Raw genomic sequence first — 22538 nt, 5'->3', positions numbered from 1 at the left:
CTATTTTGTTCCTATGTCAATCGAGGTGCCGTCCGTATTCAAGCCCCATGTCCTGAGTTGGATTTCGGAGTGTCCTAATTCGGATTAAGCGAACGGAAACCAAGGGTTGGCCGTTGTTCTCGGTAGAGCTACTGAGGCGGTTTGGTGAATGTTCTGCCCACGGCGAACATTCGTGGGTGAACGGACCGGAATGATCCGGATAGGCCCATCAAGAGTTCTTTAAAGTGGCCCTGCGACGATCCTCAGCATTGGCTGAATGAGCTTAAGGATTGCCCATTCATGAAAGGGCTGTTTATTGCAATAAGCGTCATCGCCGGCCTTTTCATCGGCGATCAACACTTCAACCACGGTCAATACACGGACGCCGTGCAGCGCATGGTTGCTCAGATGAGGCATTCTTTCGGAATATAAGGCCGCCTCAATTGAACGGAGTGCCAGTCGCTCTTAGTGCGATTTATATGCCGTGATGATTTGGGCGAATTCGTCGTCATCATCGACGGTCACTAAACCGATGACCATCCAGCCTGCGCACAAGCCGAGAACCATCAACGTCATCTTTAGCCACGGTCTCATAAAAGCTAATATGCTCCGAGAACCAGCTATTTTCCACCCCACCGGTCGTTTGGTGCTCTCCGTATTAGGCCCCAGTGGGCCATTGGATGTTCTGGCCCCATCAATTTCCATGGTCGCCATCTGTTCTTGATCTAGCTCAACGAGCGGAACAACGGCGGCATCCGGGGATTCACCGTGGGTGAACCGAGTTTCCTTGGCCTGATTTTGATTTGAGCGCTAAAGTGCGCACGCTCGCTCGAAACACCTTTGAGGGGAGAGTCATGAAGTCAATTTTCAGAATTGCTTTGGCCTTAGCTATTTTTGCCGGTTCCACCGCGACCTATGCGCAGACCTCAACCACACAGAAGGCCGCGACCGGCCAAAAGGGCGCCGCTAAAAACGCGAAACGAACTTCCATGCATGATGGCTGCCATAGCAGGGCGGCCCAAATGTCGGGAAAGCCTTGCCATTAACGTAAAGGAGGCCGCCTCAGTTGGTGGCCTCTTCCTCGTCCTGTTCGGCCAAAATCTCTTTGTCGAGTTCGAGTTTCTTAATCAGCCCGTTCGATTTCCTTGACGCCGATCTGTCCGTCACGAGCAAGCAGAAACTGGCATCCTTCGCCAAAAGCCCTGTTGTTAGTTCGCGTTCGCCAGCCATCAGCATAACCTTTCCTTGACCTACTGGCGCCGCTTGGAGAGGGGACGCGGACGATGGGCGCTGCGACGCAGCCCCATCCATTTCGCTCTCTTCCCCGGCCACGCCCGGCCTCAACCTCGTCGATCACAAGTCGCCCGGCGATCTCATCACGTAAAAAGAAACGGCCCCAGCGAGGCATCGGGCCGGGGCCGAGTTGCACTTTGGTCGTCCCAGCGCTCGTCCAGCGCCGGGCATGCGGCAACGGCAGTCGCCCTTCCCGTGTCCCAAATGAAATGGCCGCAGCATCCCGTGTGAATCAAAAGGGGCCGCACCAAAATGCGGCCCCCGCTGAACAGCCACTCAAAATGCCCCTGCCTCTCAGCAGAGGGCTGTAGCTCTCGCCAATATTTAGACTTTTAACGGTGTTGTGGATTCCGGGTCATAACGGATCTGTTTTCAGGTGTCCTAATTCCCCCGCTGCGAGTGTCCTAACTAGAATAGGACAGCACCTCAATCGGGGTGCTGTCCCGTATTTAAGCCTCGTGTCCTGAGTTGGATTTCGGAGATTACTGAGCAAGAATTTCCAAAGAAACAGCCCCAGCACCCTTGGAGGGTAGTGCTGGGGCCGTTCTCATTGCTGTCGCCGAGCCGCCGCTGTCGGTAATCGGGCTAGCCCCTCTGGGCCTCAAAAAATTGTCCTTAATGAAACCTTCCCTGCCCAAGTGAGGCGAATGATCCAATCAAAGCGTGAGCCAGTCAATTAACTTGCGTAAATCAAAGGTAAAGAAGTCGTCCGGATGCTTAACGGGCCGGGCCGGGTGTCCTAATTTCCGGCTGCGAGTGTCCTAACTAGGACAGCACCTCAATTGGGTCCTGTCCGTATTTAAGCCTCGTGCCCTAAGTTGGATTTCGGAGTATCCTAATTCAGAATAAGCGACGGAAACCGCAACTCGGTCAATGTTCTCAGTGGGACAACCGAGACGGCCATCGGATGTTCTGGCTCCATCAATTTGCATGGGACACCATTCGTTCTTGATCTAAGTCAATGAGCAGAACAGAGGGGCATCCGGGGTTCTCCGTGGGTGAACGGAGTTCCAGCCAGCCTGTTCGCTGCTTTCGTCCCCCTTAGCATTCCACACGGAATACCCCGCCATCGCAGGGGTTGGAAGCTGAGGGAGGTCGAGCAAGCCATGGAAAGCGAAAGCACGCCTTCAAGGCCGGGTGAAGCCGCATGGGAAGCGTTGACATTCGATGAGCCGGTCAACGTCGCGCTAGCCATCTGGGCGGCGCTATTGGTGGCCCACGTCATCGCGGCGTCGGTGTATTATTGGCGGGAGCAGCGCAGCCCGGAATGGTTGGCCGCACTTGCGGTTTTGGCATACTTGCCGATCTTGGTGCCGATCGTCTGTCTTGGCCTTGTCTTTAAATATCTGATCCGGCCGCTGATCGGAAAAATAAGACTGTTTCGGCGAAGGTCCGATATCAAAGGCGTCGTTGAGTAAGGCCGCCTCAGTCATGGCGTCCTATCTCCAGACAAATCGCTACAAGGCGCTCGGGCTCGCCACTTCCGTAGAAACACGGCCCCAGTGCCAGGGGACACTGAGACTACGGCAAGGTCCCGCGTTTACGCGAACAGAAGCCACGCTATGCTGGCAAGAAGCCCGATGAACGACATTGCCAAAACGCTGGCGAAGGCAATCTCCACACCGTCTATCCGCTCAGAATGCAATCGCATCAAACCGCCCTCCGGCGAAAAGGGATCGAAATTCTTTAACCGATTGCAGGTGTCCTGGTTCCTTGCAGCGAGTGTCCTAGCCAGGACAGCACCTCAACCCGGACACTTCCCGTTCGCCGCGAAGACGGGGGTACTGCGGCTCCTCAACCGAGGAGCGCGGCGTGCCAGGAGCCATCTCGACCAGCTATGTCGAACGTCAGAACCTCACGCTGCGGATGACGCAGAAGCGGTTTGCTCGCTTCACCAATGGCTTCTCAAAGAAGCTAGATCACCACGCCGCAGCCGTGAGCCCGAACGTGGCTCATTGCGCGCCGCTCCCCTCCTCTAGGTCGGCGGCCTAAAGAAACGGCCCAGCGAGGGAGTGCCTACGGCGTCAGGCGCGCTGAGCGCCCTCAGCCCATTTGGCCCTGTTGGCGATCACTGCGAGCCGCCTATTAATTCCGGCTTCGGTCCGGCGCATATGATCCGCTATCAGCCGATGATCCAGCCCAGCTTCATGCAACGCGACCAACAAGCGCTCCTCGATCTCAGTCCAACTCTTGAACCGGTTCGCACGCATTCGACAAGGCCCGCCTTGGAGCTCAAACAAACGGCCCCAGCACTCGGCAAGGAGGCTGAGGCCGAGGAGCGCCCGTGGGGTAGGGAAAGATTCTGGACACCCCCGCGTGAGCTAGAACCTCGATGGCACGGAAGGGCATTTGCATATGTGAATGAGTGTCCTGATTTCCCCAGGCAAGTGTCCTAACTAGAACAGCACCTCAACCCGGACATTTCCCGTTCGCCGCGAGGGCGGACGCTATTGCTGTTCCCCAACCGAGGAGCGCGCCGGCGGATTTGGTTCGCTGAACCAGTACCAGGATGCGAGGGCATGGACGCCGACGCCGATCAGGAAAATGCCTGCATAGAGCTCGACTGCATGATTCATCGCCAGCAGGCGGGCATGCGGCGCGGCACCCTGGCCCTGGTAGACCCAGCACCAGTGCCCCACGGCGACGATGCCAACGCCGAGCGCGGCGGCGGCTCGGCCGAATGCATTCATCCTCACGCGATGGTCTCCCAACTCGCCCGGCCCGGCAAAAATACCGGGCGAAGCTGACGCGGACCTGACGTGGGACGGGAGGCGTGTAGCCCGGATGCAGCGCAGCGAAATCCGGGATGATCCCCGAGCGGCACGAACCCCGGATTGCGCTTCGCTCCATCCGGGCTACGGTTCTTCTCCTTCCCCCTGAAAGGGGGAAGGTCGGGATGGGGGTCAGCCGCAGGCGACGCTGCAAGCGGAGAGAGCAGATCCCCACCCGCTTTGCTCTGCGCGCAAAGCGCCCCCCCTTTTCAAGGGGAGGTGAGAATGCGTGGCCCGGATGGAGCGCGGCGAAATCCGGGATAGTCCCCGAACGGCACGGGCCCCGGATTGCGCTTCGCTGCATCCGGGCTACGGCTCTTCTCCTTCCCCCTGAAAGGGGGAAAGGTCGGGATGGGGGGCAGCCACAGGCGACGCTGCAAGCGGAGAAAGCAGATCCCCACCCGCTTTGCTCTGCGCGCAAAGCGACCTCCCCTTTTCAAGGGGAGGTGAGAATGCGTGGCCCGTCTCAGCCGTTCCTGAACGCGTAGGCGTAGCCGTTGAGCGCCGGCGCGCCGCCGAGATGGGCGTAGAGCACCTTCGATCCGGCGGGGAAATAACCCTTCTGCACCAGATCGATCATGCCCTGCATCGACTTCCCCTCGTAGACGGGGTCGGTGATCATGCCTTCCAGCCGCGCGCTGAGGCGGATCGCCTCCTTGGTCTCCTCCGACGGCACGCCGTAAGCCGGATAGGCATAGTCCTCGATCAGCACGACATCGTCCTCGACGATGTCGCGGCCGAGCTCGACCAGCTTTGCGGTGTTCTGCGCGATCGACAGCACCTGCGCCTTGGTCTGCGCGGGGGTGAACGAACCGTCGATGCCGATCACGTTGCGCGCGCGCCCGTCGGCGGCGAAGCCGACCAGCATGCCGGCATGTGTCGAGCCGGTCACCGTGCAGACGACGATGTAGTCGAACTTGACGCCGAGCTGGCGCTCCTGCGCGCGCACCTCTTCGGCGAAGCCGACATAGCCGAGCCCGCCATATTTGTGCACGGAGGCGCCGGCCGGAATCGCATAGGGCTTGCCGCCCGCCGCCTTCACTTCCTCGGTCGCCTGCTCCCAGCTCTTGCGGATGCCGATGTCGAAGCCTTCGTCGACCAGCCGCACATCCGCGCCCATGACGCGCGAGAGCAGGATGTTGCCGACGCGATCATAGACCGCGTCCTCATGCGGCACCCAGCTTTCCTGCACCAGCCGGCACTTCATGCCGATCTTGGCCGCGACCGCCGCAACCATGCGGGTGTGGTTCGACTGCACGCCGCCGATCGAGACCAGCGTGTCGGCGTTGGAGGCGATCGCGTCGGGGATGATGTATTCGAGCTTGCGCAGCTTGTTGCCGCCATAGGCCAGCCCGGAATTGCAATCCTCGCGCTTGGCGTAGAGCTCGACCTTGCCGCCGAGATGCTTTGACAGCCGATCGAGCTTCTCGATGGCGGTCGGCCCGAATGTGAGCGGATAGCGCGCGAACTTCTCCAGCATGCTGGTATCCTCATTGGTGGTCTAGAACGGCGGCCACAGCTATCACCCCTGGCGCGAAAGGTGCTCTCTAACTCGGCTTGAGGAGTTACCGGAAATTGCTGGATTTGCCACGTATGATATGTTTTCTCTCACAAAACTGCTCAATCGCGAGAGATTCTTCCATGTCCGCCCGACTCGACCGCATCGACCTCAAGATGTTGAGATTGCTGCAGAAGAACGGCCGGCTCGGCAATGCCGAGCTGGCCGAGCAGGTCGGCGTCAGCCCCGCGACTTGCCATCGCCGGACGCAGGCGCTGTTCGACGAGGGGTATCTCAGCGGCGTCCGCGCCATGGTGGCGCCGCGCAAGCTCGGCAAGGGCACGCTGGTCATGGTCGGCGTCGTGCTCGACCGCTCGACGCCGGAAAGCTTTGCGAGCTTCGAGCAGGCGGTGGCGAAACTCAAATGCGTGCTCGACTGCCACCTCGTCGCCGGCGATTTCGACTACTTCCTCAAGATCCGCGCCGGCGACGTCGACGACTTCAAGCGCATCCATGGCGATCAGCTGATCGCGCTGCCCGGCGTGCGGCAGACCCGCACCTTCTTCGTCATGAAGGAGGTGGTGGACAATGCGGCGCTGGAGTTTTGAACGTGATCCCGGCACAGGCCAGGCGCCGTGAGCCGCCAGGTCGGCCGGCCTGCCCGAGAGAAGTAATCCCTTCATCCGACTTGATGGCCAGCGCAAACCGGCGCAGTCTGTGCCGGAATCCCCGCGGGGTGCGGGATCGCGCGCGCGGACGCGCGGGGGCATTGATCCGCGGATGACAATCATGAACGCCACGGCGATCCGACTGGTCATTCCGTTGCTGGCACTTGCCGCCGGCGGCACGGCAGCGCTCGTCTTCGGCATCCGCCAAACCCAGCAAATCCTGGGCGGGAACACGCCTTTGACGGCGACGGCACCATCCGCGCCAGCGGCTCCGGCGCGAGGCCAAGACGCGCGAAACCAGGACAAGACTGCGCTGGCAAAGACGCAAAGCGAGACCGCTGCCTTGGCCGAGGCGCTGGCAGGGCCGCCGCCGGCACCAGGCGGCGACGCGGTGCCGGAGTTCGACGTCGTCAACATCGAGCCGACCGGCGAGACCGTTGTCGCCGGCCGGGCGCACCCGGGCACGACGGTGGAACTGCTGCGCAATGGCGAGGTGCATGATCGCGTCGTGGCGGACAAGTCGGGCCAGTTCGTCATGGTCCCGCGCCCGCTTCCGCCGGGAAACTATGACTTGACCCTGCGCATGACGCGTGACGGCAAGCAGGTGACCTCCACGCAAAGCGTGGCGGTGGCGCTCGAGGCTGCGACAAGGGAGCGGCCGATGGTGGCGCTGATGGCACCTGACAAACCGGTCCGCGTGCTGTCGCAACCTGCGGCCACGGCGCCGGCGGCCGGGAAAGTGGCCATCGAGGCCGTCGAGACCGAACCGGACGGCAAGCTCCATGTGAGCGGTCAGGCAGCTCCCGGCGCGACCGTCAGGCTCTATCTCAACGGCAGCTTGATCACGTCCGCGACAGCCGACGAGAAGGGGCACCTCTCGGTCACGATCAACAAGGGCGTGACCGCCGGCAACTATCAGGTGCGGCTTGACGACGTCGACCCCACCTCCGGCAAGGTCCGCGCGCGTGCCGAGGTGCCGTTCAACGTTCCGGACACGATGACGACCGCATCGATCCCGGCATCGCCAACCTCGTCCGCCCGTGCGGATATGGCCAAACCGCAGCTCGCCGCGGCGGCAACCGCCACCGCATCTGATGTGAAGTCCCCCTCCGCCGTGATCGTGCCGAAGATCACGACGACCACCGTCGCCCGCGGCGACAGCCTGTGGCGGATCAGCCAGCGCGCATTCGGCGCCGGACAGCGCTACGCCGTGATCTATCGGGCCAACTCGCAGCAGATCCGCAATCCCAATTTGATCTATCCCGGCCAGGTCTTCGTCGTGCCGGCAAGGTGAGACCGGCCTTCCGTCAACGGTCACTTGCAACGGTCACTTGCCGGGGGATTTCAGGAACGCCACGATCCTGGCGCGATCCTCCGCCGAGCGCACGCCGGTATACGGCTTCATGCCGTTGCCCGACACCACGGCCTCGGGATCCTCGATGAAGCGCAGCAGCGTGCTCTCATCCCAGACGATGTCGGATGATTTCATCGCCTCCGAATAAGGAAAGCTCGCAACCGATCCGGCCTTGCGGCCGACGACATTGTGCAGGTTCGGGCCGGCGCGGTTGTCGCCGTCCTTGATCGTGTGGCAGGTGCGGCAGGAATTGTTGAACGCCTGCTCGCCGGACACGCCGGCATCCTGACCATGGGACGGCGACAGCGCCAGCGACATCAACCCGCAAACGACGACGATGAATCCCGGCCGCATCGATCACTCCGTCGGCAATTGCGCCAGGCAAACAGGCGCGCGCAGCACCACGTCTCGGGTGCCATGCGGTCAACGCAGAGGCAGCGTGAAAGGTCCGCTCGCGGCAGGCCCCACATCTGGCGCAGGCGCGCGCACCGCACTAGATGTGCTGCCATGCAACACCCCGCCCTGCAGGATTTCGTCGCCGGCCACCAGCGCTTGTTTGTCCTGACCGGGGCCGGCTGCAGCACCAATTCCGGCATTCCCGATTACCGCGACAGCGATGGCAACTGGAAGCGGACGCGCCCGGTCACCATCCAGGCGTTCTTGGGCGAGGCGGCGACGCGGCAGCGCTATTGGGCGCGCAGCATGGTGGGCTGGCGGCGGTTCGGCCGCGCGGCGCCGAATGGCGCGCATCGCGCGCTGGCCAAGCTCGAACAGCAAGGGCGCTGCGAGCTGCTGCTGACCCAGAATGTCGATCGCCTGCACCAGGCCGCCGGCAGCCGGCGCGTGATCGACCTGCACGGCCGATTAGACGTGGTGCGCTGCCTCGGCTGCGGCGCGACGATGCCGCGCGAACAATTCCAGGACGAGCTCGCGCGGCTGAACCCCGCCTGGCTCACGCTCGATGCCGCCGACGCCCCCGATGGCGACGCCGATCTCGAGCAGGATTTTTCGTCGTTCGTGGTGCCGGCCTGCGAGGCCTGCGGCGGCGTGCTGAAACCCGATGTGGTGTTCTTCGGCGAGAACGTACCGCGCGATACGGTCGCGTCAGCGCAGGCGCATCTCGAGCAGGCCGACGCCGTGCTGGTGGTCGGCTCCTCGCTGATGGTCTATTCCGGCTTTCGCTTCGTCCGGATGGCAGAGCAGCGAGGCCTGCCGATTGCCGCCGTCAATCTCGGCCGCACCCGAGCCGACGAGCTGCTCACCCTCAAGATCGAGGATAGTTGCGAGACGGCGCTGGCGTTTTTGTTGTAAGCCGCTGCTCTCTCCACGTCATTGCGAGGAGCGATAGCGACGAAGCAATCCATCGTTCCGCGGAGGGATGCTTCGCTGCGCTCGCAATGACGATGGGCCAGGTTATCGCACTACGCGCGATGGCGCGGCGCCTTGGCCATCGGCATGTTGGCGTTCCAGTGCGTCCAGCTGACGCTGGCGAGGCTGCCGAGATCCGTCGCCAGCGGACGACGGGTGCGGCGCTCGTACTCGGCGATGCAGCGGCCCGACTCGCCGATCTTGCGCTGCAACTCGTCGATCGTCATCTGCGTCGCGCGGCCGCAATTGGCCTTGCCGAGCTGATCGGCCTCGATCGCCTTCAACGCCGCCCGCAGCTTCTTGAGCTGCGCGCGCTGCCAGGCAATGTGACTATCGCTGTCTGCCGTCATGTGGCCGCCACCATCTTTGATCGTTGCACGCCATTGGGAACCTCGATGTCGACCTCGAGCATCGAGACAAACTTGCCGCGGTCCATCCGGACCACGACCTTGTCGGGGTCGACGTCGATATGCTTGGAAACCACGCTCAGGATTTCCGAACGGAGTGTCTCCAGGAGATCGGGCGCGCCGGTCCGGCCACGCTCATGCGAAAGCAGGATCTGCAACCGCTCCCGCGCGACGGGCGCCGATGCGGCGCGGCCGCCGAACAGCCGCATTACGTTCATCATGCCGCCCTCCGTCGCAGTAGCCGATCCATCAGCCCCTTGCGTTGAACCGGCACGGTCATCTCCACCGCCTCGCCCATCAGGCGGCGTACCGCGTCGGTATAGGCCCGCGCCGGCGCGCTGCTTGCTGCGTTCAGCGTGACCGGACAGCCGACATTGGAAGCGCGCAGCACGTCCTGGCTTTCCGGGACGATGCCGAGCAAGGGGGTCGCAAGGATTTCCAGGATATCGTCGATCGAGAGCATCTCGCCGCGCGCGGCGCGGCCGGCATCATAGCGGGTGACCAGAAGATGCTTCTCGACGCGCTCGCCGCGCTCGGCGCGGACCGTCTTGGAATCAAGCATGCCGATGATGCGGTCGGAGTCGCGCACCGACGACACTTCCGGATTGGTGACGATGACGGCTTCGTCGGCGTAGCGCATCGCGAGCGTCGCGCCGCGCTCGATGCCGGCCGGGCTGTCGCACAGGATCCAGTCGAACTTGGTCTTGAGGTCGGCGATCACGCGCTTGACGCCCTCTTCGCTCAGCGCGTCCTTGTCGCGGGTCTGCGACGCCGGCAGCAGCCAGAGATTCTCCAGCCGCTTGTCGCGGATCAGCGCCTGCGGCAGCTTGGCGACGCCCTGCACCACGTTGATGAGGTCGAACACCACCCGCCGCTCCGCGCCCATCACCAGATCGAGGTTGCGCAGGCCGACGTCGAAATCGATGACGACGACGTTCTGACCCATTTGCGCGAGCGCCGCGCCGAGCGCGGCGGTTGAGGTCGTTTTGCCGACCCCGCCCTTCCCAGACGTCACGACCAATACCTTGGCCATTCTCTCTCTCCTTGTGGTCGGTCAGTTCAAAGGTGTGATGCGCAGCATTTCGCCCTCGAGCCACGCCTGGGCGGGCCGGTTGCGCAAGCTGTCGGCGATTTCGTCCGCGGTCTGGTAGTAGCCGTCGATCGCGAGCAGCTCGGCCTCGATCCTCTGGCAGAAGATGCGGGCCGCCGAATTGCCGTTGATGCCGGCCATCGCGCGGCCGCGCAGCGTGCCGTAGACATGGATCGAGCCGCCGGCGACGATCTCGGCGCCGGAGCCGACCGAGCCGAGCACGGTGACGTCGCCCTCGGCGAACACGATCGACTGGCCGGAACGAACCGGGCTCTCCAGCAGCAGCGACGGCAACTTGGTCTTGTCCTTGTCCTTGTTTTTTTCCTGCGCCTGCGGCTTCTGCGGCTCGACATGGGTGATCGCGCAGGCCCGGCCGCCGGTCAGAAGCGGCGGCATGTTGGCGCCGAGCTTCGCTTCGTCGACCCCCTCGATGCCGAGGATGCGGATGTTGCGTTCAGCGAGGCTGCCGATCAGATGCGCGATCGCGGTCTGGCTGAGATCAACCGCCGAAAGGTCGAGCACGATGGGCTTGCCGGTGAAGAAGCCCGGCGACTTCGCCAGCGTCGCGTCGATCTCGGCCAGCCAGGACACCACAGGCACGACCGGCGAGAAAACGAACGCAACGTAGGAACGGCCGCGCATGCGGACCTGCTGACGTGCGACCTGTTGAGTTGCGTCCATCGCCCCTGACTCAGTTGTCTTGTCGAATGGTTAACAATCGGACCGCATGGTTAATCAAAGGTTAACGCGGTCAGGGTTTTCACCGATTTGAACAGCACTCGCCCCGGGACCCCGAAACGCGCTTCGGCGTTTGAACAGGTGGAATTGGGGGAGATACGGCCGCGTTTTTGAGCTGGATCAATTTTCTTCGCGCCAGACGGGGCTATCATTCCGAGCAAGCGTTTACAGACCACGTCATGACCCACTCCAGCTGGATTGAGATCCTGCGGTGCCCGAAATGCCGACGCACGGGCCACGCTGAGCTGTCCGAGGTCGCCCCGCTTCGCAACCGAATTGTCCGGGTCTCGGAGGAATTCGAAGTTCGCCCCGACGAGCGCGGCGACGATTTCCAGTGCCGAGCGTGCAAGCTGCCAGCCCTGCCATGACAGATGCTTTGGCTCGCAGTTGCCCGTCACGTCAGAAAACGTCATCAAATCAAATAATTGCAGCTATTCCGCCTTAATATTCGCCGACTTGACGATCGGCCACCACTTCTCGACCTCGGCAGCCTGATGGCTGCGCAGCGCGTCGGGGCCCTGTCGGTCGGGCAGCGGGATCTCCTGGCCGAGCTCGGCGAAGCGTTGCCGGACGGCAGGCTCGGCAAGCGCCGATATCACCGCATTCGACAGGATCGACACGACGTCAGCGGGCGTGCCTTTCGGCGCCCAGATGCCGTGCCAATAGGCGATATAGAGACCCGGCAATCCGGCTTCATCGACCGTCGGAATCTCCGGCGCCGATGCAAGCCGCGACGACTGGGTCACCGCAAAAGCCTTCACGGTCCCGCTCTTCACCTGCGGCAGCGAGTTCGAGGCCTGATCGAACATGATGTCGATATGCCCGGCCATCAGATCGTTCAGCGCCGGACCGGCGCCGCGATACGGCACGAAGGAGAAGTTCGCGCCGGTCAACTGCTGGAAGAACACGCCGGCGACATGCGCGCCGGATCCCGGGCCCGCGGTGCCCGCCGTCGCCTTGCCGCCATTGGCCTTGAGCCAGCCGATCAGCTCCTTCAGGTCCTTCGCCGGCAGATCGGGCCGGCCGATGATGAGCTGCGGCCCGCTGGCGATCAGCGCGATCGGCCCGAATTCGCGCACATCATATTGCAGTTGGTAGATCGCGCCGTTCAGGCAATGCGTGCCCCAATGCCCGATCGTGATCGTGGTGCCGTCCGGTGTCGCACGCGACACGCGCAGGCCTGCGACGGTGCCGGAGGCGCCGGTGACATTCTCGATGATGACGGGATGGCCGAGCGTGCCGCGCATATATTCGGCGAGGATCCGCGCCAGCACATCGGTCGGCCCGCCGGCGGCGAACGGCACGATCATGGTGACCGGGCGCGCGATGGTCTCCGCGCGAGCGCTGATCGATGCCACCGGCAGCGTCGCCGCGCCGAGTGCGAGCTGCAGGAATGGCCGGCGAGACATGTTGGGCATCTGCGTTCCCCCTCATCTGTCATAGAGCCGGCATCGTCGGGCGGTCCAGCCTGAAGACGCGACGTCCCCCATTCGCTCGCTAGAAGCTCCAGCCCTTCGACGTGGCCCAGTCCAGCATGAATTGCTCGGTCTCGCGCCCGGCATCGGCGAGCCATGCGGTGAAGTCTGCGATGGCCCCGGCGCTTTCATTGTCGGCGAGATAGAACGAGCGGTATTCGCGCTTGCGCAGGCCGAGGTCGCCGAACGGCAGGCAGAGCTGGCCGGCCATCAGCTCGTCGATCACGAGAAACAGCGGAAACAGCCCGATGCCGATGCGCTCGATTGTCGCCTGCAGGGCGAAGAACATCTGCTCGAACCGCAGCGTCTCCTGATCCGCGCTCATCTCGCCGCCGGCCTGGGCGAGCCAGCGCGGCCAGTCATAGGGCTCGGTCAAATAGGTGATGAGGGTGTGATGCCGCAGATCATCGGGGGTGGCGAGCCGCCCGCGGCTCAAGAGATCGACATGGCAGACCGGTGCGATCAGCTCGGTCATGAAGTGCTGCGACATCCAGCCGACCGGCTCGCCGACATTGCCGCGGATCGCGACGTCGAATGAACGGTCGTTGACGTTGAGCGGCCCGATCGAGGTCAATAGTCGCAATTCGACATCGGCGCGCATGCGCTGGAACGACGCGATGCGGCGGATCAGCCAGCGCATCGCAAAGGTCGGCGGCGCGCTGACGCGCAGCACCGACGGCGAGCCGTATGCCTTCATGTCCATCGAGGCGAGCGCCAGCCGATCGAGGATGGCCGTGACCTCGCGATAGTAGATCTGCCCGGCGGCGGTCAGCGTCAGTTGCGAGGGGGCACGGCGAAACAGCTTGACGCCGAACCAGTCCTCGAGAAGCGCGACCTGGCGGCTGACGGCGCCGTGGGTGACGAGCAGCTCTTCGGCGGCCTTGGTGAAGCTGACGTGCCGCGCGGCCGCCTCGAATGTTCGCACCGCGTTCAGCGGTGCCAACTTTCTCATGGTCGTGTCGCGTCTCCGGATGCATCAGGAAGATAGCGTGGCGGCGTCCGGATTGTCGAGGGCGCGGACGAATTGGGCGCGGTCGAGGTCGCCTTCCCAGCGCGCCACCACCACGGTCGCCACCGCGGTGCCGATGAAGTTGGTCAGCGCACGCGCCTCCGACATGAAGCGATCGATGCCGAGCAGCAGTGCGATGCTTGCGACGGGAACATGACCGATCGAGCCCAGCGTCGCGGCCAGCACGATGAAGCCGCTGCCCGGCACGGCAGCCGCGCCCTTCGATGTCAAGAGGCAGACCACCACGAGGCCGATCTGCTGGACCAGCGACATCGGCGTGTCGGTGGCCTGGGCGAGAAACACGGCGGCCATGGTCAGATAGATGCAGGTGCCGTCGAGATTGAAGGTGTAGCCGGTCGGGATCACGAGGCCGACGGTCGATTCCGCGCAGCCGGCGGCCTTCATCTTGTCGATGAAGCGCGGCATCACCGATTCCGAGCCGGACAGGCCGAGCACCAGCAGCAGCTCCTCGCGGAGATAGCGGATCAGCTTGAAGATGCTGAAGCCGGCAAGGCGCGACACGACGCCGAGCCCGACGATCACGAACAGCACGCAGGTGAGATAGAACACCAGCATGAAGTGCGACAGCGCGACGATCGAGCCGACGCCGTATTTGCCGATGGTGAAGGCCATGGCGCCGAATGCGCCGATCGGCGCGATCCGCATGATCATGCCGATCAGGATGAAGAGGATCTTCGACAGCTTCTCGATCGCCACCAGCACCGGCTTGCCGCGCTCGCCATAGCGTTGCAGGGCGATGCCGAACAGCACGGCGAAGAACAGCACCTGCAGCGTGTCGCCGCTGGTGAATGCGCCGCCCACGGTCGACGGGATCACGTTCATCAGGAAGCCGACGACGGACTGGTCGTGCGACTGCGTCACGTAGGAGGCGACAAGGCGCGAATCCAGCGTATCAGGCGAGACATGCATGCCGACGCCGGGGCGCGCCAGGTTGATGACAACAAGGCCGAGGATCAGCGCCGCGGTCGTGGCGATCTCGAAATAAACAAGGGTCTTGACGCCGATCCGTCCGGCCTTGCGCATGTCGCCGAGGCTCGCAATGCCGTGCACCACGGTGAGGAAGACGATCGGCGCGATCGCCATCTTGATCATCTTGATCAAGGCGTCGCCGAGCGGCTTCAGCGCCGCGCCGATATCGGGCCAGAGATAGCCGACCAGCACGCCGAGCGCGATGCCGATCAGCACCTGGACATAAAGACGCGCATGCCAGGGCGCAGCGACAGCGTCGAGACGGGCGGCGCCGTCATTGGTGATCGTGGACATGGGCGTCGATCCTCTGATGTCTTTGATGTTGGCCGCGCAGCAGGCATCGTCGGCAGACGCATCGCTGCAGCAGCGGCGGAACGTTGGCGGGCGATTGGCCGAAGCGCAAACGAGTTAAGCTCAGGCAGCGTGACCTCAGCTCACAGGCCGACCGCCGTCTCGATCGGCGACGGCGGCACGAGGCGCGAATGGGGCCACCCCGCGTGAGCCCACCTCACGCTCCGTCAGCATTACTCGTTTGCGGGCGCCGCCGGCTTTGGCCGACAAAAGCCGCGAAGCCGGTCAACCGGCGCAAGCTGTGAGGAGCGACAATGAGCAGACTTTCGGTGGCGGTGATCGGCGCCGGCATGGGCGGGCTTGCCTCCGCCGCGGCGCTGACCCGCGCAGGGATTGATGTGACGGTGTACGAGCAGGCCCAGCGCTTCACCCGGCTCGGCGCCGGCATCCAGATCGGCTGCAACGCCATGAAGGTGATGCGGGCGTGGGACCTCGAGCCGCTGCTGCGCCGCGAGGCGTTCTATCCACGCTCCTGGAACAACAAGGAGTACGACACCGGCGAGGTGCGCTTCGACATGGTGTTCGGCCCGGCCGCCGAGGAGCGCTATGGCGCGCCTTATCTGCTCGGGCATCGCGGCGATCTGCATGCGGCGCTCGCCAGCGCCGTGCCGGAGAAGCTGGTTCGTCTCGACCACAAGCTGACCGCGATCGAACAGCGTGCGGACCGCGCGGTGGCGCTGACCTTCGCCAACGGCCACAGCACGACGGTCGACGCCGTGGTGGCGGCGGATGGCGTGCATTCCTTCGTCAAGGAACGGCTGTTCGGCCGTGATGAACCGAACTTCACCGGCCGCATCGCCTATCGCACGGTGTTCCCGGCATCGCTGCTCAACGGTTATCCGATCGACGACTGCACCAAATGGTGGGGACCCGATCGCCACATTGTCATCTACTACGTCAAGCCTGATCGTAGCGAAGTCTACTTCGTGACCAGCCAGCCGGAGCTCGGATTTACCGTGGAATCCTGGTCCGCCACCGGCGACGTCAACGAATTGCGCAGGGCGTTCGAGGGCTTCCATCCGCAGGTCCGCAAGGTGCTGGAGGCCTGCCCGTCGGTGCACAAATGGGCGCTGGTCGACCGCGATCCGCTGCCGCGCTGGAGCGAGGGCAACATCACGCTGCTCGGCGACGCCTGTCACCCGATGACGCCTTACATGGCGCAGGGCGCGGCGATGGCCATCGAGGACGCGGCGGTGTTGTCGCGCTGCCTCAAGGGCGTCGATCGCGACGGCGTTTCCGACGCCTTCCGCCGCTTCGAGGCGACGCGCAAGCCCAGAACCTCGCGCGTGCAGGCGAGCTCGCGCACCAACACCTGGCTCAAGAACCCGACCGATCCGGACTGGGTCTACGGCTATGACGCCTGGACCGCGCCGCTCGCCGAGCCGGCGCTGGCGTGACCACACTTCAAGAGGAGACGCTGATGACCGACGCAAATCCCCGCGGCGAGAAGTTCGAGCGCGGACTGCAGACCCGCCGCACCGTGCTCGGCGACGCCTATGTCGAGCGATCGCTGAAGGCGGCCGACGATTTCAACTGGCCGATCCAGAAGCTCGCGACCGAATATTGCTGGGACGAGATCTGGAATCGCCCCGACCTCGACAAGCGCAGCCGCAGTCTGCTCAACCTCGGCATGATCGCGGCGCTGAACCGGCCGCATGAGCTCAAGGTGCATATCCGCGGCGCGCTCAACAACGGACTGAGCAAGGCCGAGTTGCGCGAGGTGTTCCTGCAGATCGCGGTCTATTGCGGCATGCCCGCCGGGCTCGACAGCTTCCGCATTGCCAAGGACGTGTTCGCGGAGATGGGCCTTGTCGACTGAACCGGCCCCGATCGAGATTGCTGCGTGGCAGGGCTTTGTCCGGCACGAGGTGCAGGGCAAGGCCGGGCGGCTCAGCGTCCGCAGCGGCGGCCCCGAACGCGGGACGCCGGTACTGCTCTGCCATTCGATCCTGACCAGCAGCGCGATCTGGCATCGCCAGGCACTCGCGCTTGCTGCCCGCGGCCATCGCGTGCTCGCACTGGACAGCAGGGGTCACGGACAATCGGAGGCGCCGCGCGGTCCCTACGCCATGGACGATCTGGTGGCGGATGCGGTCGCGGCGCTCGATCACTTCGACATCGCGCGGGCGCACGTGATCGGCGTCTCCCAGGGCGGCATGACGGCGTTCGGTCTCGGCGTGCGCCATCCCGACCGCCTCCTCAGCCTCTGTGTGATCGCCGCACGGGCCGATGCACCGCCACCATTCGCCGCTGCTTGGGACGACCGCATCGCGCTGGTGCGCGAACAAGGCATTGCGGCGCTGGCGGCGCCGACCGCCAGGCGCTGGTTCGGACCCGCCTTTCTCACGGCACATCGGGCGATCGCCGCGACGCTGCTCGACTGCATCAACCAGACCGATCCTGAAGGCTTCATCGGCTGCGCGCGCGCAATCCAGTCCCTCGCCTATCTCGACGGCGTCAAGCAGCTGCAGGTTCCGCTGACAATGATCGTGGGCGCAAACGACCAGCTGCTGGTGCAGCCGATGACGGAGCTTGCAACGATGCTGGGTTGCCGGCTCGTGATCATTCCCGGCGCCGGGCATCTGCCTCAGGTCGATCACCCGGACGCGGTCGACGCCGCAATCAAACTCCACCTGCGCGAGATTGGGCCAGTGGCGTGAGGCGTGTCATCCGACCGCGAACGCCGCTCCAATAATTATCGGCGGTGTAAGGTGCTTCACATGCAACTCACAAGCGATGAGGTTGAATCGCGCGGACTACTTGTGCAGGAGGAGAACTCTATGTCCACGTATGTGACAGGCTTCACAAGAGACGCCAAATCCCAGAACGTCGTCGAGTTCGCGTCTGACCTGGCCCCGGACACCTGGATATCGATACCGCGGGGCCTGATCGAGAATATCAAGGAATTGCCCGGCAAGGCGGCACAAGGCGCTTACGTCAGGGTGGGCATCAAGCTCGCGGAGCCGGCCTCGCCTGAGGGAAAAGTCTTTGCAGCGCTGACCGACGGGCTCAACACCGCAATTGTCTCGCTTTCGCGGAAGGTCGCCCCCGCCCTGGACAGCACCGGCAAGGCAACGCACGCGAGCGACTCATGCATCCGTTGTCTCGAGGCCTGCAAGCTGATCGTCCTTCCTCCGGACGACCCATTTGCTCAGATTACTTGCATGTTGGGGTGCGCGGCTTGCCCATGAGCTCCTGAAAGAGAGGCTGGGCTAGCCGATCGGCATCTGCGCGGGTTCAACCAATCGACATGGCGCTTGCCGTCCGCCGCAAGGCACCACTTGGCGGCGGCGAACGGCACGAGCTTGCGTCGGACGCAACCGGGCATCGATGTATTTGCTCTACGCCCGAGGAAGACCCGCGACTTCGTCGCGGGCCTCCCGGGAAGGACTATGCCGATCAGTGGACCGAACGGTCGGTGCGGGCAGCGGCCCGCGCGGTCGTCATCTTGTTGCGGGGCGTCAGAACGCTGAGTTGATGCGGCGTCGCCGACGTCGTCGCCACGGGCGCCTGTTCGCGGGCGTTGGCGGCGCCAATGACGCCGGCCTGCACCGCCGAGATCGGCAGGCCCGCGGCCTCGTAGGTCGGAAGCTCCGCGGCGGACACGGCGGTTGCGCTCGCGATCGCGAGAGCGGCGGCAATGGTGGAGAGGGAAATCTTGATCACGGAAGGCTCCTCAATGGCACGTGAGAAGCAGAGTTAGTCAGCTATTATTGCAATGCAATATCATTATTGCGGCACCGCACAAATAATTGATTGCCGGCGCGACCCAGCAGCCGTCGTGAACCGCTGCTCGTTAGCTTCGGATGTCAGGGATTGCCGCACGCTTCCTTGACCGTCCGAGAGAGATCTCGGCGCATCCGGGCTTGTCCCGGGCATGACGGCGCGGAAGAATCGGTTCATTCCAAATGCGATTGCCCTGCTATCGACCCGATGCGTCGTTCGACCTTCCGAACCGATGATGATGCAGGTCCACGTCGGGGTACTCAACAATGATGATCCGCCCTCCTAGAATAGCGGCTTGCCGTCCGCCTCCCCATGGTGCGATGACACCATCCTGATGCGTAGAGTTCGGCGCAGTCGTCGGAATGTTCGCCTCATCCGGAGACACCAATGCCGCGGTATTTTTTTCATATCCACGGCGGCCATTCAGTGCTCGATGATGTCGGCTTGGATCTTCCCGACATTTTCGCCGCACGGACGACGGCGATTGAACTGAGCGGCGAGATACTCAAGCACGACGTGACGGAGCCATTCTTGCGTCATCTTCGCTGGCATGTCGAAATCAGCGACAGCCCCGAGCCGGGCGGCCAGTCACTGTTCGTCCTTCGGTTTTCCATTGCGGCATGAATAGCAGCGAACGCAGCGCTCGCCTGGGGCGCCTCGTGGCCATTTTAAAACTTCGCGATCGAGCGCAGCGTGCAAGCTTGATGTCCGGGAGGAGTACTCAGAACGCACCGGAGACACGCTGAGCGAAAGCTGCAATTCCAGTCCATTGTGGCCGGACCAGCCGCCGGCTTGCCTTGGCTCGCAGAAACCAATCACCACTACATCATGGAGAAGAAGCTTTCTGCCGATCCGCTTTCAAACATCACCGCCTGGTGTCTCGAATTTGTTTTCGCGCCTAGACCTGACCTCGGAGGTCCCGCATGACAGCAAGACACATCTGGTACGTCTCCTTCGTTGATCAACGCGATGCTCCGCCCGACAGGCACGCACGAAGGACTGCGACATTCGTATCCGAACAGGATGCGAAGCAGTTCACAATGAAACTGGCGGAGGACCGGCGCATCGAGAGACTCTCGGCTGGAACGATCAACCCGTACCGGCCAAAACGGATTATCGGATCCAGGGAAATTGGCCAGTGGCTTGGCAAGACTTAGCCCACCATGGTGATCCGCAGTTGAGCTTGCCCCCACCGTGGAACGACGATCCACCTCTTAAAACGGCCGCGCCTGGAGAGTAGTTGCGAATGCGAATGATGAAACCAAGCTACTCCGTTCTTGCTGACCCACAAGGGATGACGCAAACCGTATTCCGATGTTTGGCCTGGGGATTAATCCTGGGCCTCTTCATCGTCACCGATACACCGCTGGCATTCCGTCCGCACACATTGGTATCGGCGAACATTGATCGTTTTGCAGCTCTGTTCATTATCGGGGTCGCCTTTTCGCTCGCCTATCCGAAGCGCGTGCTGCCAATACTGCTCGTCCTGCTAGTTATAGTCGTCGGCTTCGAACTCATCCAAAGACTGCTCCCCGACAGACATGGATACGTGAGGGACATGCTCGTTAAAGGCGCCGGCTGCTGTGCAGGCGTTTTCATCGCAACTGCCTTGAGACGCTCGTTCTCTGCAATCTCCAGGCGTACAGGCAGCCCGTTGATCTAGCGGGAATGGTCATCTCGCGCGAAGCTCGATGAAAAAATGCCGGTTCGTCGCCGCTATTCGGATGGAACGCCGGTCGGCCCGGAATATGAGACGGCCAGCGTAGCAAGGACGGTCCTGTTGCTGATCTCGAGCTTGCGGAAGATGTGGTGCAGATGGACCTTGATGGTACCGTCGGCCACCTTCAGACGGCGGCCAATCTCCTTGTTCGATAGGCCCTCCGACACCAAACGCATGATCTGACGCTCGCGGTCCGTCAGCACCGCAAGATATTTCTCCGGAATCGTCGTTTGCGCATAAGGGATGGCTTCTTCGTACGAGGGCGGAGGCAACGTCTTCTGGCCGTCGGCGACTTGCCGCAACGTCTGCAAGAGAGTTTCAGGCTCCTCCTCGCTCAGAAGAACACCGCAAGCTCCCGCTGCTGCGAGCATGGCGAGATCGCGATCCTCAACCGAGGCGGCAAGAAACACGAGCCGCACACCGAGCGCCCCGGAATTTGCGACCTCGAGCATGGCCTGCCCAAAAATGTCGGGCATCGACATGTCCAGAATGGCGATGTCCGGCGCAAGGCTCTGCATTGCCTTGAAGCAGCTCGCAATGTCATTGCAGCGAGCAACAACTTTGAAATCGCGCTCTGCTTCGAGCAGGCAGTTCAGACCCAATAAAACGACTGGATATCTACTGGCAATTACAACACGACTGAAATGCATTTCCGATCAACCCTCAGTCCCCCTCCAGTTCAGATCGGCGCCCATGTCATTAATAAGTTACTCTAATATGAGACATGCTAGTAAGGTTTTGTTGTCGCGTGGCCCCGTGAATCTACCGCCTGGAGCGCGCCGATAAACATGATTCCACAACGCGTAATCGCAGCGACGATCCGACACACCCTCAGCGAGCGTCCGTCGACCAGGACCCGGCGACCGCCCTCGTCAAGTTGATGGTCCCAAATGCCCTATAACCAACGGTATATAGGGATATTGGGGATTAGCATCTAACATTCGTAAATATTTTCTGAGTGGGTTAAGCGCTTTTCGTCCCGGGTTTGTTCCATCGACCAAATCTGAGGAAGCTTGTTTTTACGTCGTTCTTTTTAGCTGGGCGGGCCACCGAAAATGAACCGGGTTCAACCGTTCAACCGCTTGTATCATTGTAGCGTCCGGGAGAGTTTCCATGAGACGACGATATCCTTTTGCCATTGCGCTGGTTGGTGAAAATAGTCTTCGCAAAGAAGGCCTTGCAAGAATTCTAAATTCGGAGAATTTTGTCCTAGCCTCAATAGACGATGCCGATGATTGGCCGAGCGACGAGGCGCTTCAGAACGTCCCCGCCAGTCAGGCATTGTTCCTCATTGTTCATAGCGGCGATGATTTTCGCTCGACAGTCGAGCAGATCGAATCGTTCAAGCACCGCTGCACGGATGCACGTGTGGCAGTTGTCGCGGATCACTTTCACCTGAGTGATCTGGTTGCCGCATTCCGGGCCGGCGCCACCGGATATTTCATCGACGTGATGAACTGCGACGCGTTCATCAAATCCATCGAACTCGTCATGATGGGTGGGACGGTATTCCCGCCGGCATTCTTGACGTCCGCCCTCGATACCGAGAAACGCGAGGTGGACGATGCTCCCGTAGCCAACGATGACGATCGCGCCGTCGCAACGGCAGATGACACGCTGGCTCAGCAACTTTCGCCGCGGGAAGTTTCAATTGTGCAGTGCCTGATTGAAGGCGATTCCAACAAGTGCATTGCGCGCAAGATCAAGATTGCCGAAGCCACGGTGAAGGTTCACATCAAGGCGATCCTTCGCAAGATCCGGGTTCAAAACAGAACGCAGGCAGCAATCTGGGGATTGAACCATCGATCTGCGGCTTGGTCGAGAAGCAGCAGTTCGGCACATCAGATCGTCGACGTAACCGAGCGGCTCCTCCCGCCTGGCCGGGAAATTTCCAAGATCGCGAGAGCGGGCCGGCCGGCGCCACTTGGCGCGATCGACCATGCGGAGAGCTACTTTGAAGCCTCCCTCGCCAACGGCCATACCCGCAAGGACATGAGCTCAAAAGCCGACGGGGCGATCCGACTGCGAAAATAGCTGAGACTCGTCCGGTCTGGCGCATCGGCATCACCGCGCGGGATGATTTCCCGCGCGCGGCGGGCAA

26 protein-coding genes and 1 pseudogene are annotated in these 22538 nt (G+C 62.5%); 13 read left to right on the top strand and 14 right to left on the bottom strand.

From position 1 onward, the window contains the following. The first annotated feature begins 279 nt into the window (after window positions 1-279). Complete coding sequence (locus tag ACVWYP_RS07480) at window positions 280-411, top strand: hypothetical protein (protein ID WP_259245081.1); 132 nt, start codon at window positions 280-282, stop codon at window positions 409-411. Between the two features lie 630 nt (window positions 412-1041). Here ACVWYP_RS07480 and ACVWYP_RS07475 read toward each other — a convergent pair. Beyond that, complete coding sequence (locus tag ACVWYP_RS07475) at window positions 1042-1215, bottom strand: hypothetical protein (protein ID WP_155258556.1); 174 nt, start codon at window positions 1213-1215, stop codon at window positions 1042-1044. A gap of 1163 nt (window positions 1216-2378) precedes the next feature. Between ACVWYP_RS07475 and ACVWYP_RS07470 the strand changes: the two genes are divergently transcribed. Beyond that, window positions 2379-2690 (top strand): hypothetical protein, encoded by a 312-nt coding sequence (locus ACVWYP_RS07470; RefSeq protein ID WP_245288752.1) that lies wholly within the window; start codon window positions 2379-2381, stop codon window positions 2688-2690. A gap of 406 nt (window positions 2691-3096) precedes the next feature. Next, window positions 3097-3213: pseudogene (locus tag ACVWYP_RS07465) on the top strand (transposase); the annotation flags it as partial. Window positions 3214-3719: 506 nt separating this feature from the next. On the opposite strand, the gene ACVWYP_RS07460 reads toward ACVWYP_RS07465, so the two are convergent. Together ACVWYP_RS07460 and ACVWYP_RS07455 are read right to left on the bottom strand one after the other, a co-directional pair. After that, window positions 3720-3962: a hypothetical protein gene (locus ACVWYP_RS07460; RefSeq protein WP_304500454.1), complete on the bottom strand. Its 243-nt coding sequence runs from the start codon at window positions 3960-3962 to the stop codon at window positions 3720-3722. A gap of 547 nt (window positions 3963-4509) precedes the next feature. After that, window positions 4510-5523 carry a 1-aminocyclopropane-1-carboxylate deaminase gene (locus ACVWYP_RS07455; protein WP_456684013.1) on the bottom strand — a complete coding sequence of 338 codons (1014 nt, stop codon included), beginning with the start codon at window positions 5521-5523 and terminating at the stop codon, window positions 4510-4512. Window positions 5524-5684: 161 nt separating this feature from the next. Here ACVWYP_RS07455 and ACVWYP_RS07450 point away from each other — a divergent pair, with 161 nt between their 5' ends. Together ACVWYP_RS07450 and ACVWYP_RS07445 are read left to right on the top strand one after the other, a co-directional pair. Then, on the top strand, window positions 5685-6149 hold the full coding sequence (locus ACVWYP_RS07450; protein WP_304498253.1) for an Lrp/AsnC family transcriptional regulator: 465 nt from the start codon (window positions 5685-5687) through the stop codon (window positions 6147-6149). 181 nt (window positions 6150-6330) lie between these two features. Further along, window positions 6331-7503, top strand: coding sequence for an Ig-like domain-containing protein (locus ACVWYP_RS07445; protein WP_304498252.1), 1173 nt, complete (start codon window positions 6331-6333; stop codon window positions 7501-7503). A gap of 33 nt (window positions 7504-7536) precedes the next feature. Here ACVWYP_RS07445 and ACVWYP_RS07440 read toward each other — a convergent pair whose 3' ends face one another. Further along, window positions 7537-7917: a c-type cytochrome gene (locus tag ACVWYP_RS07440; RefSeq protein ID WP_304498251.1), complete on the bottom strand. Its 381-nt coding sequence runs from the start codon at window positions 7915-7917 to the stop codon at window positions 7537-7539. Here ACVWYP_RS07440 and ACVWYP_RS07435 point away from each other — a divergent pair. Next, the gene (locus ACVWYP_RS07435; RefSeq protein WP_456684012.1) at window positions 7855-8874 is read left to right on the top strand and encodes an NAD-dependent protein deacetylase; all 1020 of its coding nucleotides are present in this window, start codon (window positions 7855-7857) and stop codon (window positions 8872-8874) included. The genes ACVWYP_RS07440 and ACVWYP_RS07435 overlap by 63 nt on opposite strands. Window positions 8875-8984: 110 nt before the next feature. Here ACVWYP_RS07435 and ACVWYP_RS07430 read toward each other — a convergent pair whose 3' ends face one another. The 8 genes from ACVWYP_RS07430 to ACVWYP_RS07395 all read right to left on the bottom strand — a co-directional run bounded on the left by ACVWYP_RS07430 (window position 8985) and on the right by ACVWYP_RS07395 (window position 14934). After that, window positions 8985-9281, bottom strand: coding sequence for a hypothetical protein (locus ACVWYP_RS07430; protein WP_016842303.1), 297 nt, complete (start codon window positions 9279-9281; stop codon window positions 8985-8987). Next, window positions 9278-9556 carry a cell division topological specificity factor MinE gene (gene minE / locus ACVWYP_RS07425; protein WP_026192121.1) on the bottom strand — a complete coding sequence of 93 codons (279 nt, stop codon included), beginning with the start codon at window positions 9554-9556 and terminating at the stop codon, window positions 9278-9280. Before minE ends, ACVWYP_RS07430 begins: the two co-directional genes overlap by 4 nt. Next, window positions 9556-10371: a septum site-determining protein MinD gene (gene minD / locus ACVWYP_RS07420; RefSeq protein ID WP_016842305.1), complete on the bottom strand. Its 816-nt coding sequence runs from the start codon at window positions 10369-10371 to the stop codon at window positions 9556-9558. Before minD ends, minE begins: the two co-directional genes overlap by 1 nt. A 21-nt stretch (window positions 10372-10392) precedes the next feature. Further along, window positions 10393-11109, bottom strand: coding sequence for a septum site-determining protein MinC (gene minC, locus ACVWYP_RS07415; RefSeq protein ID WP_304498249.1), 717 nt, complete (start codon window positions 11107-11109; stop codon window positions 10393-10395). A gap of 50 nt (window positions 11110-11159) precedes the next feature. Beyond that, window positions 11160-11579, bottom strand: coding sequence for a hypothetical protein (locus ACVWYP_RS07410; RefSeq protein WP_304498248.1), 420 nt, complete (start codon window positions 11577-11579; stop codon window positions 11160-11162). A gap of 18 nt (window positions 11580-11597) precedes the next feature. Continuing rightward, window positions 11598-12575, bottom strand: coding sequence for a tripartite tricarboxylate transporter substrate-binding protein (locus ACVWYP_RS07405; RefSeq protein ID WP_304500453.1), 978 nt, complete (start codon window positions 12573-12575; stop codon window positions 11598-11600). 88 nt (window positions 12576-12663) lie between these two features. Further along, entirely contained in the window at window positions 12664-13593 is a 930-nt protein-coding gene (locus ACVWYP_RS07400) for a LysR substrate-binding domain-containing protein (protein WP_304498247.1), read from the bottom strand. Between the two features lie 24 nt (window positions 13594-13617). Further along, window positions 13618-14934: a dicarboxylate/amino acid:cation symporter gene (locus tag ACVWYP_RS07395; RefSeq protein WP_304498246.1), complete on the bottom strand. Its 1317-nt coding sequence runs from the start codon at window positions 14932-14934 to the stop codon at window positions 13618-13620. A gap of 311 nt (window positions 14935-15245) precedes the next feature. Between ACVWYP_RS07395 and ACVWYP_RS07390 the strand changes: the two genes are divergently transcribed. The 4 genes from ACVWYP_RS07390 (at window position 15246) to ACVWYP_RS07375 (ending at window position 18182) form a co-directional block, all read left to right on the top strand. Continuing rightward, window positions 15246-16388: an FAD-dependent monooxygenase gene (locus tag ACVWYP_RS07390; RefSeq protein WP_304498245.1), complete on the top strand. Its 1143-nt coding sequence runs from the start codon at window positions 15246-15248 to the stop codon at window positions 16386-16388. A 23-nt stretch (window positions 16389-16411) separates the two neighbouring features. After that, window positions 16412-16810 (top strand): carboxymuconolactone decarboxylase family protein, encoded by a 399-nt coding sequence (locus ACVWYP_RS07385; protein ID WP_028341542.1) that lies wholly within the window; start codon window positions 16412-16414, stop codon window positions 16808-16810. Further along, window positions 16800-17651, top strand: coding sequence for an alpha/beta fold hydrolase (locus ACVWYP_RS07380; protein WP_304498244.1), 852 nt, complete (start codon window positions 16800-16802; stop codon window positions 17649-17651). Before ACVWYP_RS07385 ends, ACVWYP_RS07380 begins: the two co-directional genes overlap by 11 nt. Window positions 17652-17771: 120 nt before the next feature. Then, on the top strand, window positions 17772-18182 hold the full coding sequence (locus ACVWYP_RS07375) for a hypothetical protein (RefSeq protein WP_155258557.1): 411 nt from the start codon (window positions 17772-17774) through the stop codon (window positions 18180-18182). Between the two features lie 208 nt (window positions 18183-18390). On the opposite strand, the gene ACVWYP_RS07370 is transcribed toward ACVWYP_RS07375, so the two are convergent. Continuing rightward, window positions 18391-18657: a hypothetical protein gene (locus ACVWYP_RS07370; RefSeq protein ID WP_028341544.1), complete on the bottom strand. Its 267-nt coding sequence runs from the start codon at window positions 18655-18657 to the stop codon at window positions 18391-18393. Window positions 18658-19104: 447 nt separating this feature from the next. Between ACVWYP_RS07370 and ACVWYP_RS07365 the strand changes: the two genes are divergently transcribed. Beyond that, window positions 19105-19341: a DUF6894 family protein gene (locus tag ACVWYP_RS07365; RefSeq protein ID WP_028341545.1), complete on the top strand. Its 237-nt coding sequence runs from the start codon at window positions 19105-19107 to the stop codon at window positions 19339-19341. 622 nt (window positions 19342-19963) lie between these two features. Beyond that, window positions 19964-20380, top strand: coding sequence for a VanZ family protein (locus ACVWYP_RS07360; RefSeq protein ID WP_304498243.1), 417 nt, complete (start codon window positions 19964-19966; stop codon window positions 20378-20380). Between the two features lie 53 nt (window positions 20381-20433). Here the strand turns inward: ACVWYP_RS07360 and ACVWYP_RS07355 are convergent, their stop codons facing one another. Continuing rightward, entirely contained in the window at window positions 20434-21087 is a 654-nt protein-coding gene (locus tag ACVWYP_RS07355) for a LuxR C-terminal-related transcriptional regulator (RefSeq protein WP_304498242.1), read from the bottom strand. Between the two features lie 463 nt (window positions 21088-21550). On the opposite strand from ACVWYP_RS07355, the gene ACVWYP_RS07350 reads away from it, so the two are divergent. Next, window positions 21551-22471: a LuxR C-terminal-related transcriptional regulator gene (locus tag ACVWYP_RS07350; protein WP_304498241.1), complete on the top strand. Its 921-nt coding sequence runs from the start codon at window positions 21551-21553 to the stop codon at window positions 22469-22471. Window positions 22472-22538: the final 67 nt, after the last annotated feature.

Source organism: Bradyrhizobium sp. USDA 3262 (assembly GCF_054060035.1).
This window is presented reverse-complemented; position numbering and strand designations above follow the sequence as displayed.

What these genes read in the sequence shown, in the direction of transcription:
- ACVWYP_RS07450 (WP_304498253.1), top strand. Translation starts at nt 5,685, where the DNA reads ATGTCCGCCCGACTCGACCGCATCGACCTCAAGATGTTGAGATTGCTG.
- ACVWYP_RS07395 (WP_304498246.1), bottom strand. Translation starts at nt 14,934, where the DNA reads ATGTCCACGATCACCAATGACGGCGCCGCCCGTCTCGACGCTGTCGCT.
- ACVWYP_RS07405 (WP_304500453.1), bottom strand. Translation starts at nt 12,575, where the DNA reads ATGTCTCGCCGGCCATTCCTGCAGCTCGCACTCGGCGCGGCGACGCTG.
- ACVWYP_RS07350 (WP_304498241.1), top strand. Translation starts at nt 21,551, where the DNA reads ATGAGACGACGATATCCTTTTGCCATTGCGCTGGTTGGTGAAAATAGT.
- ACVWYP_RS07430 (WP_016842303.1), bottom strand. Translation starts at nt 9,281, where the DNA reads ATGACGGCAGACAGCGATAGTCACATTGCCTGGCAGCGCGCGCAGCTC.
- ACVWYP_RS07385 (WP_028341542.1), top strand. Translation starts at nt 16,412, where the DNA reads ATGACCGACGCAAATCCCCGCGGCGAGAAGTTCGAGCGCGGACTGCAG.
- ACVWYP_RS07365 (WP_028341545.1), top strand. Translation starts at nt 19,105, where the DNA reads ATGCCGCGGTATTTTTTTCATATCCACGGCGGCCATTCAGTGCTCGAT.
- ACVWYP_RS07445 (WP_304498252.1), top strand. Translation starts at nt 6,331, where the DNA reads ATGAACGCCACGGCGATCCGACTGGTCATTCCGTTGCTGGCACTTGCC.
- ACVWYP_RS07440 (WP_304498251.1), bottom strand. Translation starts at nt 7,917, where the DNA reads ATGCGGCCGGGATTCATCGTCGTCGTTTGCGGGTTGATGTCGCTGGCG.
- ACVWYP_RS07355 (WP_304498242.1), bottom strand. Translation starts at nt 21,087, where the DNA reads ATGCATTTCAGTCGTGTTGTAATTGCCAGTAGATATCCAGTCGTTTTA.
- ACVWYP_RS07390 (WP_304498245.1), top strand. Translation starts at nt 15,246, where the DNA reads ATGAGCAGACTTTCGGTGGCGGTGATCGGCGCCGGCATGGGCGGGCTT.
- ACVWYP_RS07475 (WP_155258556.1), bottom strand. Translation starts at nt 1,215, where the DNA reads ATGCTGATGGCTGGCGAACGCGAACTAACAACAGGGCTTTTGGCGAAG.
- ACVWYP_RS07460 (WP_304500454.1), bottom strand. Translation starts at nt 3,962, where the DNA reads ATGAATGCATTCGGCCGAGCCGCCGCCGCGCTCGGCGTTGGCATCGTC.
- ACVWYP_RS07400 (WP_304498247.1), bottom strand. Translation starts at nt 13,593, where the DNA reads ATGAGAAAGTTGGCACCGCTGAACGCGGTGCGAACATTCGAGGCGGCC.
- ACVWYP_RS07375 (WP_155258557.1), top strand. Translation starts at nt 17,772, where the DNA reads ATGTCCACGTATGTGACAGGCTTCACAAGAGACGCCAAATCCCAGAAC.
- ACVWYP_RS07360 (WP_304498243.1), top strand. Translation starts at nt 19,964, where the DNA reads ATGCGAATGATGAAACCAAGCTACTCCGTTCTTGCTGACCCACAAGGG.
- minE (WP_026192121.1), bottom strand. Translation starts at nt 9,556, where the DNA reads ATGAACGTAATGCGGCTGTTCGGCGGCCGCGCCGCATCGGCGCCCGTC.
- ACVWYP_RS07480 (WP_259245081.1), top strand. Translation starts at nt 280, where the DNA reads ATGAAAGGGCTGTTTATTGCAATAAGCGTCATCGCCGGCCTTTTCATC.
- minC (WP_304498249.1), bottom strand. Translation starts at nt 11,109, where the DNA reads ATGGACGCAACTCAACAGGTCGCACGTCAGCAGGTCCGCATGCGCGGC.
- ACVWYP_RS07410 (WP_304498248.1), bottom strand. Translation starts at nt 11,579, where the DNA reads ATGACGTTTTCTGACGTGACGGGCAACTGCGAGCCAAAGCATCTGTCA.
- ACVWYP_RS07470 (WP_245288752.1), top strand. Translation starts at nt 2,379, where the DNA reads ATGGAAAGCGAAAGCACGCCTTCAAGGCCGGGTGAAGCCGCATGGGAA.
- ACVWYP_RS07435 (WP_456684012.1), top strand. Translation starts at nt 7,855, where the DNA reads ATGGGACGGCGACAGCGCCAGCGACATCAACCCGCAAACGACGACGAT.
- ACVWYP_RS07455 (WP_456684013.1), bottom strand. Translation starts at nt 5,523, where the DNA reads ATGCTGGAGAAGTTCGCGCGCTATCCGCTCACATTCGGGCCGACCGCC.
- minD (WP_016842305.1), bottom strand. Translation starts at nt 10,371, where the DNA reads ATGGCCAAGGTATTGGTCGTGACGTCTGGGAAGGGCGGGGTCGGCAAA.